Source organism: Rhodobacter sp. 4.3.4 (assembly GCF_058724655.1).
Window position 1 is genome coordinate 2,474,293 of the sequence record NZ_CM178967.1, and the last position, 15,350, is coordinate 2,489,642.

Below are 15,350 nucleotides of genomic sequence, written 5' to 3' on the forward strand. Positions count from 1 at the left end.
CCGCTCAGACGCTGCGGCCAAGCGGGCCGAGATCAAGCACCAGATCCGCGGGCGCAAGGCCGAATTTCGCCGCCACCTCATGCAGCGCCGCTTCCGCCCGCATCAGCGTCAGCCCCAGCGTCTCCTCCTGCTCAGGCGTCAGGCTGCCCGCTTCCATCCGCCGGATCGCCTGCAATTCCATGAGCTTGCGCAACAGCTCGACAATCCCCAGCACAAGCCGCGCCAGATCCTGTTCGACCCGCTCGGGATCAAGCGTCAGCCGCCCCCCCGCCGCAAGGCTGCGCGCGGCCTGCGACAGCACGGCATCGACATCGCCAAGCTCAAGGCTCATCGTGGCGCTCATGTCACGGCTCCGTCACACTCGAGCGAGGCGAAAGCCAAGGGCGGCAAGGGGGCGATCACGTCCCAAATCCCGGCCCGGCTTTCCCGCTCAAGATCCGCCGAAAGAGCCGCGGCGAAAGCCTGCAAGCCCGCGCGCGGCACAAGCACGGCGCGGCGCAGCCGCAAGGTCTCGACCGTTCCACCGGGCGCCAGCGCCGCAATCCGGCCCTCGCGCGGGAAAAGCGCGCTGACCACCCGTTGCACCTGCGCCGCGAAAGCGGTGCTGGCCCCGGCCTCGCGCGTGGCCCGCTCCGCCCGCGCCTGCAACCAGCCGCGCCCCCCGGTGATTTCGGGGCGCACGAGGCCGAGGTCGGGGCCAAGGTCGGGGCCAGGGTCGGGGCGGCAGATCTCCAGTTGCACGATCAGTTGCAGCCGGCCCCGAACCTGCCGGTGGGCGCGCTCCAGGGCCGGGGCGCGGGTCGCGACCAGACGTTCCGCCTCGGCGCGGGTCGGGGTCGCGCGCGGGCTGAGCGGCAGAAAATCCACCGCCGCACGGCACCAGCCGACCTGACGGCGCAGATGGTCCTTCGGGCTCTCCGCCCCGGCTGCGCCCATCAAGGCCCAGCCGTCATGGCAGCCAATCACATCCGGCAGACCGGCGCTCCAGGGGGCGAGACCGCTGATCCGGGGCTCAGCCATGGGACCGCAAAGCCTCCGGCGAGGCCAGCACTGCGCTCAGCCCGACATAGACCAGCTCGACATCGGCCACGGTCAGCCACAGATCGCCATGCAGCACGATCCCATGCCCCAAAAGCCCGTCAAGCAGATCGGCAAGGCCGCCGGAGGGGGCGTCAAACACCTCCTCCGGGCCGAAAAGCCGCAAGCTGAACCCGTCATCCATCGAGCGCCTCCATGGCCTGCGCCGCGAAACGATAGGGCGGCCAGGGGCCGTCAAGGGTGAGATCGAGCCCCGCGGCATCGAACAGATCCGCCTGTGCGGCAAGCCAGCGGTCAAGCCCGGCGCGGTCGTCGCGCGCGATCAGAAGGTGCCAGCGCAGCCCCCCGTCGCGCGGCGCAGGCGCGGCCAGAGACGGCACGCCGCGGCTGCGAAGCGCCTGTTGCAGACCGGCGAGGGTCTGCTGTCGATCCGTCTGCCGCGCCTGACCACGGTCGCGGACCGCCTTGCGGGCGCGCAGCCAATCCGCGCCGGTCGCGGCAGGAGCGATTGGCGCCGCGGCGGGCGCGGCCGCGGCCGCGGGCAGGATCGTCAGCACCATCTCCTCCTTGCCCGAAAGGGCGTCGAGCGCCGCACGCAACTGCGCCGCCTTGGGCGCAAGCGCCGCCTGCAGCGCGGTTTCAGAGGAAAACACCGTCCCCAGTCGCACCGGCAACACCGGCCCCTGCCGGTGCCAGGCCGATATCAGCGCATGATGGGCCAGCGCGGCCGCCTGCGCCATTTCGGGGCTGTCGAGATCCTCCGCGGCCTCGGAGACCAGCGCGATCAGGCGATCAAGCGCGACGGCACCCGAAGCAGGCGCGGCAGGCGGGCCGCTCCAGCCATCCGGCGCGACAAAACCATGCAGCGCAAGGCCCGTCATGCCGCCACACTCGCCCTGGCCGTGGCGGCGGTGCCGCCGGGGCGGTGATGCACAAGCTGCGGCAGGCTGAGCGGAACCGATCCCCGCAGCGCCGCAATCTCTTGGGCGCGGATCAGCAGGCGCGCGGCCGCACGGAGATGTTCGGCGGCATTGGCGGCCAGATCGGGGCGGCGCAAGGCCGCCTTCGCGGCCTCCCTGACCGCCGTCGCCCCGGCATCGGGCCTCAGGCCAAGCAGATCCGCCGCCGCGGAAACCGCCCCGGCATCGACGCGGTCGATGTCCAGCAGCGCATGGCTGATCGGCGCGCTGGGACCGACAAGCCGCAGCCGCAGGCCCTCGGTCCAAAGCGCATCGATCGCCTCCAGAGCCGCGTCCAGGCGGGGCTCGTCCTCGGGGCGCAGCAGAAAGACCACATTGAGCAGGCCGCCCGGCGCCCGCGGTTGTTCGACCGGATCTTCCGCGACCGGGTCGAGCAGGCGCAGGGCGGTGGCGCTCAGCCGGTCCGCAAGCGCCGTGATGGCCTGGCGCAGCGCCTCGGGGGTGACCGGCGCCCCCACAAAAAGCGGCGCGAGTTCGGGGCTGTCGCGAAAGGCCGTCAGCACGCGGCTTTCGTCCCAGTCAAGCGCCAGCTGAAAATGGCGACGGGGGCCGATCTCGGCGGCCAGACGCGCGATCAGGGGCGCATCGAGCCTCAGCAACAGCGCGGCCTCATCGGGGTCACAGGCGATGCCCGCGGCGAAGGGCAGGACCGGCCCCAGCGCCAGCAAGGCCTCCAGCCGGCTGTGATGGCGCACCGCCGTCTGTTTCGGCCCGCCGGTCAGGCGCTCGGTCCAGCCCGGTGCAGGCGCCAGAACCGCCGTCGCCCCCCCGGCACTGACGCGCGTCAGCCCCGCGGGCAGCGGGACCGTATCGCCGGGCAAAATCGCAATGATTTCATGCGCCACCGGTCCGTGCCTCCGCCGCTTGCCCGCGCTTGAGCCGATCGAGCAGGATTTCTTCCGCCAATTCATACTCTTCCTCGGTGATTTCCCCGGCTTCGAGCTGCGCCTCGAGATTGCGCAGCAGCCGCCGCACCGTGCCCGGATCGGTCAACTCACCCTCGGCCGTCTCGGCGATCTTCTCGACGATCCAGAGCGCCCCGGTGATAGGCAGGTCCACCGGCGCCAGCAAAAGTTTGCGCAACAGGCCCATCAGGCAGCCTCCGAAGTGTTGTCGAACGCCAGCGAGAGCGAGAGGAAGTGATAGGGCGGCGCGGGGCCGATCACCTGCAGCTCCGGTTCGGCGGCCCCCGCAAACCCCAGCCCCGCGGCCAGATCATGCGCTTTGCGCGAGAAGGCATCGACCCCGCCAGCCGGGACCAGAAATTCCGCCCGCAAGACCTCGATATCCTCTTCGGGGGCGCGCAGGACATGGTCGCGCGCATGCGGGCGCAGCGCCGCCAGAAGCTGCTTTTGCGCCCGGGTGCGGCGGGTGTCCAAAGCCTCGGCCAGACGACGCCCGAATTCGGCCTGCGCGAAATAGGCCCCGGGCCCCTGCCCCATCAGCCTGTCGCGTTCGGCGACGAAATCGGGCGTTTCGGCCATCACCTGCGCCAGCGCCCGGTCGCGGGCAAAACGCACGCGCAGGCCGATTTCCACATGATCGAGAAGCCGTCGCGCGTGATCGGCCAGCTCTTCCCGCCGTTCGCCGATCATCGCGGCGACTTCCGCCAGATCCTGGGCGATGACGCCAAAGCGCACCGGCAGGCAGGTGGCCAGCGGCATCAGCGCCTCGAGCATGCGGGTATGCGCCAGCATGTTGCGCCGCGTCTGCGTGATTTCCGCCAGATCGCAGGGGCAATGGACCAGCAGCATGCCCTCCACCGCCGAGAGCGCGACCGGCCCGCCAAGGCTTGCCACGCCCGCGGCCGCCGCCTGCATCTGCGCCAGCGTGCCGCGCGCCGGGGGGGCCAGAAGGCAGTAAAGATAGTGGCCCATGGCTCAATCCGGATCGAAACGCAGCGTGCCGCCGCCGATCGAGATGCGCCAGGCCGCGCCGGGGCGGACATTGGGCAGATCGATCTCGACCGGGGGCGTATCGCCAAAGGCCAGGGTCACCTTGCCGCCGGGCGGATCCGGGTTGTCCGCCGTCGTCTGCGCCTGCGCCGTTGCATCCGCGGGCGCCTGCGCGGCTTCGGGCGCTGCGGAAGCTTGCTGCCGCGCCGCCAGAAATTCGTCGACCGTGCCGACGAAACTGCGCGCGCGGCTGTGCGCCGTGCCCTCGGGCAGGGTCGAGAGGGCTTCCTCGAAGGTCTGGCCGAGACGGCCGAGAAGCTGCGAGAAGCGCCGTTCGATTTCCTCAAGCGCCTCGCGCCCCTGTTTCGGGGGGTTGGGGGGGCTGGTCATGGGGCCTCCTTGTAGCGACGGAACACGGGTTGAACGATGCCCGCCGACAGGGTCCCCGAAAGCTCCGGGGAGACGGGGGCGGGAGGGATTTCGGCAAGCGCGGGGGGCCGTCCGACCTGCGCGCCCAGCGCGGCGAGCTGCGCTTCAAGCTGGGCCAGACGGTCGCGCAGGGCGGCGGTCTCGGTTTCGCTTGCGGGATCGCCCGGGCGGGGGCGGCCGTTCAGATAGGGATCATGGCTCCACCAGTCGATCCCCATCTCGCGCGCCTTGTCGACGGTGGCGATCAGCAGCCGCAGGCGGATGGTCAGCAGCTCGATCCCGACCAGAGAGACCGACACATCCCCGGCGATCACGATCCCCTTGTCGAGGATGCGCTCGAGGACATCCGCAAGCCCTTCTGGCTGCGACGCGCTGCGATAGCCCATCAGCCGTCCTCTCGATGATACCTGCGCAGACGGGAGTAGCCGACCAGACTGCCATCGGGGCCGAAGCCGATCCGGTAGCAGCACAGAAGATCGTTGGTGCCCATCTTCGCCTTGGCTTCGAGCACGTCGATGTCGATGGTCCAGCCGCCATGGGCATTCAGTTCGGAATTCACCACGGCATCGACGGCGCGGCCGGTCAGATCCTCGGCGGTGCGGCTGGCCAGCGCCAACGCCTCGATCAGCGCCATGCCCCCGGCTTCGGCCTTCCAGCTTTCGCCGGCGGCGGGCGCGGCGGGCGCAGACGTTGCAGTGCCGGGCGTTGCGGGGCCGGGCGTTGCGGCGGCGGAAGGCGGCGCGACAAGGCTTTGCGCCTGTGCAAAGGGGTCGATCTGCTGGGCACCCACGCTCACGGCTCTTTTCCTTCCATCAATCGGCTCAGGTTGTTGCGGATCGTCTCCGAGGTGCGGACAAGGCGGCGCGAAAAGGCGGCGCCGCGTTGCCGCGCGGTCTCGATTTCATTGAGCAGCCGGGCGCGCTCGAATTCGAGCCGCAAAAGCTGCGCGGCGATTTCGAAACGGGTGCGCGGCATCCGGCGCGCGGCATTGGGCGGTTGCGGGATCGTCACGCGGCGCAGCTTCTTCATCGCGTCTCTCCCGCACGGGCGGCTTGCGCCGGATCGGGCGCAGGCCGCAACAGCATGGCCATGACATCGTCGATATCACTGCCGCGCATCCGCGTGCCCAGAACATCGCCGCAAATCTGCACGAAGACCGGATCGGCGGGATCGGGCGACACCCCGGCCGCACGGGCCAGCCGCGCGATCATGATGCCCGATCGCATCGAAATCTCCATCGCGCCGGGCTTTTCGGCCCGCAACAGATGGATCAGCGCGCAGATCGCCCGGGCATCCTCGGGCGTGGTGCGCGCGGCGGTGGCGACAATGCCCACTTCGGTTTCAAAGGACATGCCGTCGAGCGAAAAGGTGATCATCCGGTCAAGCAGCGCATCGGGCACCGCCTGCACCCCCACATAGTCGCGCGGGTTCGAGGTCAGGATGACGCGAAAGTCAGGATGCGCCACGATATGGCTGCGCCCCGCGGCGGGGTCCGAAAGCGGCAGCACCCCCTCTTCGATCACCGACAGCAGCGCGGCATTCGCCTCGGGGCGCGAGCGCGAAAACTCGTCATAGACCAGGATATGCCCGTCGCGCATGGCGCGGGCAAGCGGCGCCTCCTGCCAGTCGATCCGGCTCTTGCGCTCGGCGCGGCGGACCGAGGAGATGTAGTGATCCTGCACCGTCGAGACGGTCTCGCCCAGATCGCGCCCGAAGATATCGGCGCGGCCCAGCCAGTCGTTGCCGACGAAGAAGGTCACGGGACGCTCGAACCTTTGCGCCAGATGCAGCGCCAGTGTCGTCTTGCCGACCCCGGCCGGACCGCGGAAGTGAATGGCGATCCCCTCGCGCAGATAGATTTCCGCGCGATCGAGCAGGGACCGCAGTTCCTCGTCCTCGAAGAGCGGCGTGCGCGCATCCCCCCAGGGCAGTTCCCGCGCAACCGTCATGGAGGGCGTCGAAGCCTCCGGCGGCGGCGCCCCGGCCGCGGCGGCGATCGGTTCAGACATCTTGGGCAGTGTTGCCGTGACCTGGTTCACACCGGCCTCCCGATCCCGTCGTTACTCTCTACGAAAACATGCTTAACCGTGAGGGCTTAAGAACGGATGAACGGGAACGGGTCGAATCACCTCTCGCGACGGTCTGAAAGGGCGGATCGGGACGGGGCGAAACCCGGGTTCGGGCCAAGGAAAAAGGGGCCTGACGCAGATCCGCCTCCGGCTCCCCGTCCCGGGGATCGCCGCGAAAGCCGCCCGGTCCTGACCGCGGGCCACCGGGGATGTCCCCCCGCTTGACGGACACACCTCCGAGGCTAAGTGTCGCAGACCCCATCGCCCCGGAGCCAGCATGTTCTTCCGTCAAAGGCCTGCCCCCCCGTCCCTGATCGAAACGGCCATGAGGACAGCCGCGCAAGGCGCGCTGGCGGTCAGCGTGGTGGACGAGGCGGGAACCCTCGTCCAGCTCAACGAGACCTATGCCCGGCTTCTGGGCTACACGGTCGCCGAGCTGCAGGGCCGGCCGCTGGCGCAGGTGCTGGAGGCCGAGGAGGCATCGCCCGCGGCGAGAGCCCGGTTCTGGCAGGCGCTGCGCGCAGGCACGGTGACACGCGCAACGGCGGTCCGGCGCACCCGGGACGGCGCGCCTGTCTGGCTCGAAACGAGCTATATCCCGATGACGGACGCGACCGGCAAGATTACCTGCTGCGCCGGGATTTCCGTCGATGTGACCGAAAGGATGCGCGAAACCAGACACAGGGAAGCGCATCTTGCGGCCATCGACCGGTTCTCGGCGATGATCGAATTCGATCTCGAGGGCAAGGTGATCGATGTCAACGCGCAGTTCCTGCAGATGACGGGATATACCCGCGCAGAGGTCCTCGGGCGGCACCATGCGATGTTCGTGCCGAAGGATATCGCCGCGTCGAACTATTACCAACGCTTCTGGGATGCATTGCGGGGGGGAGATTTTCAGTCCGACACCTTCCAGCGGCTGAACAAGGCGGGCGAGACGATCTGGCTGCGCGGCACCTATAGCCCGGTTCATGATCTCGACGGCAATCTTGTCGCGGTGATCAAGATCGCCCAGGACGTGACCGAGGAGGCCCTGCGCTCTGCCGATGCCGCGGGCAAGATCGCCGCGCTCGATCTCAGCCAGGCGGTGATCGAATTCGATCTGAACGGCACTGTCCTGCGCGCCAATTCGACTTTCGAACAGACGTTCGGATACAATGCCTACGAAATCATCGGCCAGAATCATGCGATGTTCGTCGCCCCCGAGGAGCGCGCCAGCGCTGACTACAGGCGTTTTTGGGACGAGCTGCGGCGCGGGGTGCCGAAAATGGCCGAGGTCTGCCGGATCTCGAAATCGGGCAAGAGGCTCTGGCTTCAGGCCAGCTACAACCCGGTCATCGGACCGACCGGCAAGCCCTGCAAGGTGGTGAAATTCGCCACCGATGTCACCGCGCGCAAGGAGGCGATTCTCGACTTCGAACAGGCCATTGCCGCGCTCAGCGCGGGCGAGCTTGACCACCGGCTCGACCGGCCGATGGCGGCGGAATTCGAAGCGCTGCGGCAGAACTACAACGAGGCGATCCGGCGCATGGCCGAACTGGTCGGCTCGATCCTCGACAGCGCGCAATCGATCCAGAGCGAAACCGAAAGCCTGTCCGGGGCCTCGGCGGAACTGGGGCGGCGCACCGAAACCCAGGCCGCCTCGCTTGAGGAAACCGCGGCGGCGATCAACCAGCTCGCCTCCTCGGTGGAAAGCTCCTCCTCGGGGGCGCGCAATGCGGCGGGCGCGGTCGGCAAGGCGCGGCACCGCTCGACCGAGGGGCGGCGCGTCGTGCAGGAGACGATTTCGGCGATGAACGACATCGCCCGCAGCTCGGAACAGATTTCGCGCATCACCAGCGTCATCGACGACATCGCCTTCCAGACCAATCTGCTGGCGCTGAATGCGGGGGTGGAAGCGGCGCGCGCGGGCGAGACCGGGCGCGGCTTTGCCGTGGTCGCCTCCGAGGTGCGGGCGCTGGCGCAGCGCTCTTCGGAAGCGGCGCGCGAGATCGCCGAGCTGATCGAAACCTCGGGCCGGCAGGTGCGGCAGGGGGTGGATCTGGTGAATTCCTCGGGGCAGGCACTGGACGAGATCGACCATCTCGTCGCCGAGGTCGATACGCTGGTGCAGGCGATCGCCAATTCGGCGACGGAGCAGGCGACGGGTCTGGGCGAGATTTCCACGGCGGTGAACCAGCTCGATCAGGTGACGCAGCAAAACGCCGCGATGTTCGAGGAAAGCTCGGCCGCGGTAGCGGTGCTGCGCGATCAGGCCGGGCATCTGTCGGCGCGCGGCGCGGTGTTCCGCACCGGCGCGCCGCCCGAAACCGGGCGCTACCGCATCGCCTCATAGAAGTGCCGCAAGGGCGCTGAACGCAGCCCAGACCTTGCCAAAGCTCCGAAGACCCGATGCCGGGGCGCCTCGCGAAAGATCGCCGTCATCCGGCCCGGCCGCGGGCCGATACCCGGCTTCGGCCCGGGGGGCGGACCGCGCGGAAATGGCGCTGCGCCCGCAGGACGGGCCGGTCAGATCGCGGCGGCGACAAGGCGGGTGATGAAGGTGTTGAGCACCGCCTTGCTCATCGCCACGGTCATCGCCTGCTTGAACTCGGGCGAGAGTGTGACCCCCGGGATCGGGGCACTTGTGCGGTTCGCGGCGGGCCGTGCCGTCGGGCGGGTCAGCGCGGCCTTCGGGCAATGGGCGCAGATATGATCCAGGATCGCCCCCACCTCGCCGCGCCCGACATGGTAATGCACGATCACCGAGGCCGCGCCGCGGTTCACCTCAACCGCCAGCACGCCTTCGAGCGCCCCCACCTTTTCATGCAGCCGCTGCGCCAGACCGGCGTCGCGGCGCAGCGCCTCGATCTTGAAACGGGCGCGGCCGGGGATGTGATGCACGCAGCAGACCATGAAAGCCTCCGTCCTGACCCGGGCAGGATGCAAAAGCAAAGCAATTCTGTCAAGAATTATCCGGGCCAAAGCGCCCCCCTGGCCTTCTCCTTGCATCAGGGCCGCGCGGGGCGTTCGGGAAAGCCCGCCTGCGCCAGCGCATGCAGCAAAAGCGCAAAGGTCGAGCCGTTGTGCATCAGCGAGGCCGCCACCGGCGAGAGCCGCCCCGAGGAGGCCGCCACGAACAGCCCGGTGTTGATCGCAAGCGCCAGCGTGGTGTTGGCGCGGATGATCGCCATCGCCCGGTCACAGGTCTCGCGCGCGTCGGCCACGGCGCCGATCCGGTCCTCCGACAGGGTGATGTCGGCCGCCGCCCGGGCGATGTCGGCGCCCTGCGCCATCGCAATCCCCACCCCGGCCGAAGCCAGCGCGGGCGCGTCATTGATGCCGTCGCCGACAAAGGCGATCTGCCGCCCCTCGGCCCGCAGGCGCGACAGGATCGCGGCCTTGTCCTCGGGGCGCAGCTCGGCATGGACGGCGTCAAAGCCCAGCGCGCGCCCCAGCGCCTCGGCCCGCGCGCGGCGATCGCCGGTCAGCATGACCAGCTGCGTCACCCCGGCGCGGCGCAGCCGGTTGGCAGTGTCGCGGGCATCCGCCCGCAGCCGGTCGCGCAGCCCGAACAGCGCCGACGGACGCCCGCCGACCGCCAGATAAAGCGTCATCTTTCCGGCCTCGGCCAGGGCCTCGATCTGCGCCGCATGGGGGCTGAAATCGACCCCCTCGCGGGCCATGAAATGCCGCGCCCCCAGCAGCACCGCCTGCCCCCCGGCCTCGGCGCGCAGCCCGTGCCCGACCTCGACCGTCACATCGCCGGACAGATCCGCCGCAAGGTCCCGCGCCCGCGCCGCCGCACAGATCGCCCGGGCGATCGGATGCTGCGCCTGCCGTTCCAGCGCCGCAGCCAGCGCCAGCACCTCGGCCTCGGTCTGCCCGTCCAGCGGCAGCACCTCGCACAGATCAAGCCGCCCCTCGGTCAGCGTGCCGGTCTTGTCGAAGACAAAGGTATCGGCGGCCGAGAGCTTCTCGATCGAGGGGCCGCCCTTGATCAGGATCCCCCGCGCCACCGCCGCCGACATCGTCGCGCGCACCGCGACCGGGGCGGAGAGTTTGATCGGACAGGCATAATCGACCAGAAACACCGAAGACAGCCGCCGCAGATCGCGCGTCACCGCCAGCGTCGCCGCGCCAAGGCCCAGCGTCATCCAGACCTGCCGGTTCGCCTGCGCGCTGGCCAGTTTCTCGGTCTCGGAGCGTTCCTCCAGCGCGCCGCGGATCAGCGCCGCGATCCGCGCCGTCGTCGTCTCCATCCCCACCTGCTCGGCGCGGATCCGCAACAGCCCGCTTTCCAGCGTCGAGCCCGCAATCGCCTGCGCCCCCGGTTCCTTCGTCACCGCAAGGCTTTCGCCGGTGATCGAGGCCTCGTTCACCTGCGCCGCCCCCGCGATCACCAGGCCATCGACCGGCACCGCCTCGCCGGTCTGCACCACGACGATATCGCCCTGCGCCACCTGCTCGAAGGGCAGATCACACACCGCCCCCGCCCGCTCGACCCGCGCCGTCGCGGGGTTGGGCATCAACAGCCCCTGCAGCAGTGCGCCGGACTGCCGCATCGTGGTCTCTTCCAGATATTCGCCCGCCTCCATCATCAGATCGGTGGTCAGCGCGGTGCCGAAACTGCCGCGCGCGACGCCAAGCGAGACCGCCAGCGCATCAAGCACCTCGACCGAGACGCCCTGGCTGACAAGCGCGTCAAACCCGCCCAGAACGCGCGGCGCAATCGCCCAAAGCACCAGCGCCCGGCCGACCGGCTGCGGCAGCACCGGCAGCGCCGCCAGAAGTGCCAGGCGACCAAGGATCGGCGCCGCCGAGGGCGCCCCGGCGGCGGTTCCGCACAAAGGAAGGCGCAGCTGATCCGGGTCGAGGCGGCCGATCCGGTCCAGCAGCCGCGCCCGCGTCGCCGCCGTGCCGTCATGGGTCACGATCACGCTGGCCGCCGCCGGATTGAGCCGCACCGACCGGACACCGCGGATCTGCCGCACTGTCCGGGCAAGGGTGTCGCTGTCCAGACCGGGCCGGGCAAGCCAGGGCAGTTTCAGCCGCAGCCGCCCGGGCGCCTCATGGGCGATCCGCAGGGGATGGATACGGGCGGGCGGGCCGCCGGTCAGGGAAAGATCAGGACGCATCCGGCCACCTGCCCTTCGGGGTTACTTCTGCTGCTGCGATCGCACCTCGGATTCGGCATCGCGGAAGCGTTCCTTCGCCTCCTCGATCCCGCCCTGCAGCCCCAGCCAGAGCTGGGCAAGCCCCCCCATCAGCTTGCGCTGCGCCGCCTCGTTGGTCAGGACGTAAGTCACCAGACCGCCCACGACCGCCCCGGTCAGAAAGCGCGGGTTCGACAGCAGCCCGGGCTGGCCGCTGTCCCCTGAGGTCGCGGGGGTCTGCGCATTGGGGTCGGTCATTGCGTCACCTCCGCATCCCCGGCGGTCGTTTCCGGGGCGGTTTCGGGGGCCGCCTCGGGGTCGGGCTTGCGGCTGGACCTGGCAAAGTAAAGCACCCCCGCGGCCAGCGCGACCAGCCCCAGCACCGGCGCATTGCGCGCCAGATGCGCGGCGAGCGTCGCCACCGCGCCCGCCCCGGCGCCGATCGCGGCGCTGTTCGCCGTGGCCCGCATCGCCGCGTCGGTCGTGGTCTGGCCGTTGCGCACCCGGATCCCCTCGTTGATCGCGGTCCAGGCGCCGGTGATCGCGGCACCGTTGACCCCGGCACGCAGGATCTGCGTGCCCGAGGGCATCAGCGGCGCGGCTTTCGGTTGCGAAGACATCTCAGCTCTCCTCTGTGGGGGGGGTGGGGGTCGGCGCGGCGGGCGGGGTGCCCATGGCGCCCGAGCCGCCCATGCCAAAGCCCTGCGCGGCAAAGCCCGCGAACATCGCCTTGAGCGCGGGCAGATTGGCCAGCGCCAGCGCCACGGCCGAACCCGCCACCGCGCCCTTCCAGAAATCACGGTCGCGCAGGTTGAACAGCATGCCCAGCGTCTCGGCCGAGACATCGCCGCGGGCAAGACGGTCGAAGGCCTGCATCAGATCGCGATTGTCGGGCTGCTGCGGACCCGGCCCCGGCCCCGGCCCGAATCCCGGCCCGAACCCCGACCCGAAACCTGATTGCGGGCCGTTTTGCGCCCCGCCCTGCCCCGGCCCCGCCTGCGGCCCCCAGCCGGGGGCGCAGCCCGCGACCCAGGGCGGTTCCGGCCCGAAATAATACCACCCCACCGGCGGCGGCGCGCCCGGCCCCCCCGAATCTCCGCTGCGGCGGTCGTCCTCGTCGTCGCGCTTGCTCATCGCCTCTCTGTCCCGTCTCGCTTGCACCAGTTCAGCGCGAAGTTGAATAGCGCACCATGACATGGGTCAAGGAGAAATGTTGAGTGTTTTTCTAGGGTCGCAAAATGCCGCAGGACCGACGGGGCGTCCCGCAAGGCTTCCGGCCGATGCCGTTAGGCGAATCGGAAGATAATTCCACAATCAAAGGTTGATTTTTGAATAATCCATTCGCGCAAAGGCGTTACGCCCTTTCACATATTGCTTTGAATTTGACCGAAACCGTGTAGCATCTTGGTTGAACCGCCTAAAATATATTCAACCTACGGTTGCCGCAAAGGATGACATCATGTTTGACGTAACCACGGCCCGACAAGTCGATTACCGGGACAGCCAGGGAAATCAACTGCAGGTGACCGTTTTTCAGGACCGCGAGGACAAGGGTCTGTGGTATCTGGTTCCCGTGCCGCGGCTGCGCATCGACAACGGCCAACCCGCCTTCAACCTGACGAAATATCTGAAAAATCAAGATGGAAGCGCCGGGATCTGCAGCTTCGAGGTCGAGCTTTTCGCCCCCGAAGACGCCAAACGCGCCGCGCAGGAGCAGATCCCCGAGATCCGGGCCTGGGGCCAGTTCACCTGGGTCAGCGGCGACGTGTTCTTCGATTTCGACCTGCCGGTCGAGGGCAAATCCGAAGGCCAGCAGATCTGCGTCGCGCCCTCGCTGTTCGGCTCCAATGTCGCGCGCTTCCTTGTCGAGCTGGAGACGGAGGCGGCGCTCAACACCTTTGTCGGCGCCTTCACCGGCGCGGGCGGGCTGGCGCCCTTCTCGGTCAACTATTCGATGGGGGTGCTGACCCAGCTTCTGGGCGCGCGGGCGGAGGTGAAATACACCGCTTCGGTGGCGATCGACTACGAGCGCACCTATGAAACCAAGAAGGACACCTGGGGCAAGTCGAAACAGGTTCTGGTCGAGGTGAAGCAAAATCTGAAATCCTCGGGCGCGGGCGATGTCAAGGTGACGCCGGGCGCGGGCGGCACCCCGGAAGTGGTGCAGATGGTGCGCGACTGGGCCTGGAGCGTGCTGGAAACGCAGGTCGCCTCGGCGATCGAGACGGCGCAGCGCCAGGCCACCGGCAACGACAACCCGATCTCGGTGGTGAGCGACATCTTCCTGACCTATGCGGAAGATGCGATCGTCGAATGGAACACGCCGGTGTCGCGGTTCCTGCCCCGGTTCGACCCCGCGACCTGGGAAAAACTCTATCACGAGGTCGACAACCGCGAACTGGTCGTGGTCTTCGAACTGGCGGGCGATCCGACCGATGCGGCAGGCGTGATCGGGTTCGAGGATGTCGAGGTCGAGGTCCGCTACCCCACCCGCACCACCGACACCAGCTTCAAGCTGAGCCTTGGCGCGGGCGGCGCAAGCTCGGTCGTGTATCGCGCGCCGGGCGGCGGCACCTTCGACCCGAACTATGCCTATCGCTACACGGTCAATTTCGGCGGCGGCGCGCCCGCCTATACCTCGGACTGGATCCCGGACCTTGCGACGCGGGTCACCTTCCGGCCCAACCGCCTTGGCCTGCGCAACGTGACCTTCCTTGGCACCGGGATCCCGTTCAACGCGGGGGCGCAAAATCAGGTCCGGACGCTGTTCATCGACTTCTTCGAAACGCCCCCCGCGGGGCAACCGCCGAAGCTGCAGACCCAGGAGATGACCCGCAACGATACGCCGGTGGTGTTTTCCTCCACCTATCATGTGCCGATCGCCAACGACTACAACTATCGCCTGCGCTATCAGCTGGAAACCGGCGATGTGATCACGGTGCAGCCCGACGCGCAGTTCGGATCGGACAACGCCGACACGGTGTTCGTGCTCACGCCGCAGCGCTATCTGACCAGCTTCTCGTTCCGGGCGCTGGCGATGCGGGGCGGCAGCGGCTTCCTTGAGCTGGACATCAACGGCGCCTATCACGACGACCAGAACCCGTCGCAGAAAGTGCCGCCGAATTACAACTGGGACGGCTGGGTGCCGGAACCGCAGCCGGGCCTGTCCAGCTCGCCGACCTGGGCATTCCAGGCGCAGCCCGATCCGCAGACCGCCTATTTCGATCTGAACGGACAGGTGATCTATGGCGACGGCGCCGTGGCGACGCTGTCGAATGTCAAGGTGCCCTACAGCCGCCGCGCGCTGATCCTCAAGGATACCGAAGAGGTCTACAGCGTCGAGATCTTCACCAACGAGATCGACTGGACGCAGGTCAAGCAGGTGTCGCTGAACATCATGCAGCTGGCCGATGCGACGGGCGCGGTTCTGGCCGATCCGCACGAGGCGGCGCAGCAAAGCTTCGCCCTGACGCGGGCCCTGCACGGCACGCCACCGCAGCCCGACCGGGACAGCGGGCGGGGCGGATCGGTCTCGGCGGTCAACCTGATCGCCTATAACATGATCCCGCCCAGCACGGACATGATCGTGAAGGCGCTGCCGCTTTACTACACGCTGTATCGGCCGCGCGGGGCGCCGAACATCGTGTTCTACTACAATGCCGACTATGTGCTGAACGATGGCAGCCGCAAGAGCACGGGGCCGCTTGAGGTGACGAACAAGCTGCAGATCCACCTGCCGCCGCTGGCCAGCGCCACGCCGGGCGTGCTGCATACCGCCCACATCTCTCACCGGTAGCGGCGGCA

At 68.6% G+C, this 15,350-nt stretch carries 19 protein-coding genes; 2 read left to right on the forward strand and 17 right to left on the reverse strand.

Annotated features, from left to right (window positions below):
- Nucleotides 1-4 precede the first annotated feature (4 nt).
- Genes AC4PTB_RS12070 through AC4PTB_RS12125 form a run of 12 tightly spaced genes read right to left on the reverse strand, consistent with a single transcriptional unit; the run spans nt 5 to nt 6,351 of the window.
- The gene (locus AC4PTB_RS12070; protein WP_492190187.1) at nt 5-343 is read right to left on the reverse strand and encodes a gas vesicle protein K; all 339 of its coding nucleotides are present in this window, start codon (nt 341-343) and stop codon (nt 5-7) included.
- Nucleotides 340-1,020: a hypothetical protein gene (locus tag AC4PTB_RS12075; protein ID WP_492190188.1), complete on the reverse strand. Its 681-nt coding sequence runs from the start codon at nt 1,018-1,020 to the stop codon at nt 340-342. Before AC4PTB_RS12075 ends, AC4PTB_RS12070 begins: the two co-directional genes overlap by 4 nt.
- Nucleotides 1,013-1,222, reverse strand: coding sequence for a gas vesicle protein (locus AC4PTB_RS12080; protein WP_492190189.1), 210 nt, complete (start codon nt 1,220-1,222; stop codon nt 1,013-1,015). Before AC4PTB_RS12080 ends, AC4PTB_RS12075 begins: the two co-directional genes overlap by 8 nt.
- A complete protein-coding gene (locus AC4PTB_RS12085) occupies nt 1,215-1,919 on the reverse strand; it encodes a GvpL/GvpF family gas vesicle protein (protein WP_492190190.1) in 705 nt (234 codons plus the stop codon). The genes AC4PTB_RS12080 and AC4PTB_RS12085 overlap by 8 nt, the downstream gene beginning before the upstream one ends.
- On the reverse strand, nt 1,916-2,863 hold the full coding sequence (locus tag AC4PTB_RS12090) for a GvpL/GvpF family gas vesicle protein (protein WP_492190191.1): 948 nt from the start codon (nt 2,861-2,863) through the stop codon (nt 1,916-1,918). Before AC4PTB_RS12090 ends, AC4PTB_RS12085 begins: the two co-directional genes overlap by 4 nt.
- A complete protein-coding gene (locus tag AC4PTB_RS12095; RefSeq protein WP_492190192.1) occupies nt 2,853-3,110 on the reverse strand; it encodes a gas vesicle protein GvpG in 258 nt (85 codons plus the stop codon). Before AC4PTB_RS12095 ends, AC4PTB_RS12090 begins: the two co-directional genes overlap by 11 nt.
- Entirely contained in the window at nt 3,110-3,895 is a 786-nt protein-coding gene (locus AC4PTB_RS12100; protein ID WP_492190193.1) for a GvpL/GvpF family gas vesicle protein, read from the reverse strand. The genes AC4PTB_RS12095 and AC4PTB_RS12100 overlap by 1 nt, the downstream gene beginning before the upstream one ends.
- A 3-nt stretch (nt 3,896-3,898) precedes the next feature.
- Nucleotides 3,899-4,303 carry a hypothetical protein gene (locus AC4PTB_RS12105; RefSeq protein ID WP_492190194.1) on the reverse strand — a complete coding sequence of 135 codons (405 nt, stop codon included), beginning with the start codon at nt 4,301-4,303 and terminating at the stop codon, nt 3,899-3,901.
- The gene (locus AC4PTB_RS12110) at nt 4,300-4,728 is read right to left on the reverse strand and encodes a gas vesicle protein (protein WP_492190195.1); all 429 of its coding nucleotides are present in this window, start codon (nt 4,726-4,728) and stop codon (nt 4,300-4,302) included. The genes AC4PTB_RS12105 and AC4PTB_RS12110 overlap by 4 nt, the downstream gene beginning before the upstream one ends.
- Nucleotides 4,728-5,138, reverse strand: a complete 411-nt coding sequence (gene gvpO / locus AC4PTB_RS12115; protein WP_492190196.1) for a gas vesicle protein GvpO — start codon at nt 5,136-5,138, stop codon at nt 4,728-4,730. Before gvpO ends, AC4PTB_RS12110 begins: the two co-directional genes overlap by 1 nt.
- Nucleotides 5,135-5,371, reverse strand: coding sequence for a hypothetical protein (locus tag AC4PTB_RS12120; RefSeq protein WP_492190197.1), 237 nt, complete (start codon nt 5,369-5,371; stop codon nt 5,135-5,137). Before AC4PTB_RS12120 ends, gvpO begins: the two co-directional genes overlap by 4 nt.
- A complete protein-coding gene (locus AC4PTB_RS12125; protein WP_492190198.1) occupies nt 5,368-6,351 on the reverse strand; it encodes an AAA family ATPase in 984 nt (327 codons plus the stop codon). Before AC4PTB_RS12125 ends, AC4PTB_RS12120 begins: the two co-directional genes overlap by 4 nt.
- A gap of 385 nt (nt 6,352-6,736) precedes the next feature.
- Here AC4PTB_RS12125 and AC4PTB_RS12130 point away from each other — a divergent pair, with 385 nt between their 5' ends.
- On the forward strand, nt 6,737-8,746 hold the full coding sequence (locus AC4PTB_RS12130) for a methyl-accepting chemotaxis protein (protein ID WP_492190199.1): 2,010 nt from the start codon (nt 6,737-6,739) through the stop codon (nt 8,744-8,746).
- Nucleotides 8,747-8,919: 173 nt separating this feature from the next.
- Here AC4PTB_RS12130 and AC4PTB_RS12135 read toward each other — a convergent pair whose 3' ends face one another.
- From AC4PTB_RS12135 to AC4PTB_RS12155, 5 genes are all read right to left on the reverse strand, one after another.
- Nucleotides 8,920-9,306 (reverse strand): HMA2 domain-containing protein, encoded by a 387-nt coding sequence (locus AC4PTB_RS12135; protein ID WP_492190200.1) that lies wholly within the window; start codon nt 9,304-9,306, stop codon nt 8,920-8,922.
- A 95-nt stretch (nt 9,307-9,401) separates the two neighbouring features.
- Nucleotides 9,402-11,528, reverse strand: coding sequence for a heavy metal translocating P-type ATPase (locus AC4PTB_RS12140; protein WP_492190201.1), 2,127 nt, complete (start codon nt 11,526-11,528; stop codon nt 9,402-9,404).
- Between the two features lie 21 nt (nt 11,529-11,549).
- Nucleotides 11,550-11,804: a hypothetical protein gene (locus AC4PTB_RS12145; protein ID WP_492190202.1), complete on the reverse strand. Its 255-nt coding sequence runs from the start codon at nt 11,802-11,804 to the stop codon at nt 11,550-11,552.
- Nucleotides 11,801-12,166, reverse strand: a complete 366-nt coding sequence (locus AC4PTB_RS12150; RefSeq protein ID WP_492190203.1) for a hypothetical protein — start codon at nt 12,164-12,166, stop codon at nt 11,801-11,803. Before AC4PTB_RS12150 ends, AC4PTB_RS12145 begins: the two co-directional genes overlap by 4 nt.
- Nucleotide 12,167: 1 nt before the next feature.
- On the reverse strand, nt 12,168-12,680 hold the full coding sequence (locus AC4PTB_RS12155) for a hypothetical protein (RefSeq protein WP_492190204.1): 513 nt from the start codon (nt 12,678-12,680) through the stop codon (nt 12,168-12,170).
- Between the two features lie 325 nt (nt 12,681-13,005).
- On the opposite strand from AC4PTB_RS12155, the gene AC4PTB_RS12160 reads away from it, so the two are divergent.
- The gene (locus tag AC4PTB_RS12160; protein WP_492190205.1) at nt 13,006-15,342 is read left to right on the forward strand and encodes a hypothetical protein; all 2,337 of its coding nucleotides are present in this window, start codon (nt 13,006-13,008) and stop codon (nt 15,340-15,342) included.
- The last annotated feature ends 8 nt before the right edge of the window (nt 15,343-15,350 follow it).

Excerpts from the sequence above, each read along its gene's own strand:
- AC4PTB_RS12155 (WP_492190204.1), bottom strand. The coding sequence starts at position 12,680 with ATGAGCAAGCGCGACGACGAGGACGACCGCCGCAGCGGAGATTCGGGG.
- AC4PTB_RS12130 (WP_492190199.1), top strand. The coding sequence starts at position 6,737 with ATGAGGACAGCCGCGCAAGGCGCGCTGGCGGTCAGCGTGGTGGACGAG.
- AC4PTB_RS12075 (WP_492190188.1), bottom strand. The coding sequence starts at position 1,020 with ATGGCTGAGCCCCGGATCAGCGGTCTCGCCCCCTGGAGCGCCGGTCTG.
- AC4PTB_RS12120 (WP_492190197.1), bottom strand. The coding sequence starts at position 5,371 with ATGAAGAAGCTGCGCCGCGTGACGATCCCGCAACCGCCCAATGCCGCG.
- AC4PTB_RS12145 (WP_492190202.1), bottom strand. The coding sequence starts at position 11,804 with ATGACCGACCCCAATGCGCAGACCCCCGCGACCTCAGGGGACAGCGGC.
- AC4PTB_RS12135 (WP_492190200.1), bottom strand. The coding sequence starts at position 9,306 with ATGGTCTGCTGCGTGCATCACATCCCCGGCCGCGCCCGTTTCAAGATC.
- AC4PTB_RS12085 (WP_492190190.1), bottom strand. The coding sequence starts at position 1,919 with ATGACGGGCCTTGCGCTGCATGGTTTTGTCGCGCCGGATGGCTGGAGC.
- AC4PTB_RS12140 (WP_492190201.1), bottom strand. The coding sequence starts at position 11,528 with ATGCGTCCTGATCTTTCCCTGACCGGCGGCCCGCCCGCCCGTATCCAT.
- AC4PTB_RS12080 (WP_492190189.1), bottom strand. The coding sequence starts at position 1,222 with ATGGATGACGGGTTCAGCTTGCGGCTTTTCGGCCCGGAGGAGGTGTTT.
- AC4PTB_RS12100 (WP_492190193.1), bottom strand. The coding sequence starts at position 3,895 with ATGGGCCACTATCTTTACTGCCTTCTGGCCCCCCCGGCGCGCGGCACG.
- AC4PTB_RS12070 (WP_492190187.1), bottom strand. The coding sequence starts at position 343 with ATGAGCGCCACGATGAGCCTTGAGCTTGGCGATGTCGATGCCGTGCTG.
- AC4PTB_RS12150 (WP_492190203.1), bottom strand. The coding sequence starts at position 12,166 with ATGTCTTCGCAACCGAAAGCCGCGCCGCTGATGCCCTCGGGCACGCAG.
- AC4PTB_RS12105 (WP_492190194.1), bottom strand. The coding sequence starts at position 4,303 with ATGACCAGCCCCCCCAACCCCCCGAAACAGGGGCGCGAGGCGCTTGAG.
- AC4PTB_RS12095 (WP_492190192.1), bottom strand. The coding sequence starts at position 3,110 with ATGGGCCTGTTGCGCAAACTTTTGCTGGCGCCGGTGGACCTGCCTATC.
- AC4PTB_RS12125 (WP_492190198.1), bottom strand. The coding sequence starts at position 6,351 with ATGTCTGAACCGATCGCCGCCGCGGCCGGGGCGCCGCCGCCGGAGGCT.
- AC4PTB_RS12110 (WP_492190195.1), bottom strand. The coding sequence starts at position 4,728 with ATGGGCTATCGCAGCGCGTCGCAGCCAGAAGGGCTTGCGGATGTCCTC.
- AC4PTB_RS12160 (WP_492190205.1), top strand. The coding sequence starts at position 13,006 with ATGTTTGACGTAACCACGGCCCGACAAGTCGATTACCGGGACAGCCAG.